We start from the raw sequence: 518 nt of genomic DNA, 5'->3' as shown, positions 1-518 counted from the left end.
TTTTATTTCTACATTTTCAATGGCACGCACTCTTCTTACCGATGATATCTGGCAGAAAATTCAAGATACTATGCGATTACATGGTTGCTACTGTTCAAAGAATAGTAGAAATATCATGGAAGCGATCTTATGGAAACTGCGTACAGGCGCCACATGGCGGGATATTCCCCAAGAATTTTGTCCTTGGCAAACTGCTTACAATCGCTTTAATCGTTGGGCAAGCAAGGGATTGTGGGATAAATTTTTTTTAGATTACGAGGCGTCCTGGATCAAGAATGGGTATTCATTGACGGAAGCTACATACGCGTGCATCAACATGCAAGTGGAGCTCGGCATGGTTTCAAAAGAGCAATTGGACAATCACGTGGTGGACGAACAACAAAAATACATCTTGCAACCGACGCGAATGGATTACCGATTGATTTTAAAATCACTGGGGGTGACGTCCACGACAGTCAAGTTGCAAAACAACTGATTGATACTGTAGACGAGGCAACTTATCTTATTGCTGATAAGGG

1 pseudogene is annotated in these 518 nt (G+C 42.1%); it reads left to right on the top strand.

From position 1 onward, the window contains the following. Positions 1 to 19: 19 nt before the first annotated feature. Positions 20 to 518, top strand: a pseudogene (locus NI467_RS14610) (IS5 family transposase); the annotation flags it as partial.

The organism is Acinetobacter sp. S4397-1, from assembly GCF_024129285.1.
In the GTDB taxonomy this organism is placed as follows: Bacteria; Pseudomonadota; Gammaproteobacteria; order Pseudomonadales; family Moraxellaceae; genus Acinetobacter; species Acinetobacter lwoffii_C.
Note: the sequence above shows the minus strand (reverse complement) of the source record. Positions and strands in the feature narration are given on the sequence as shown.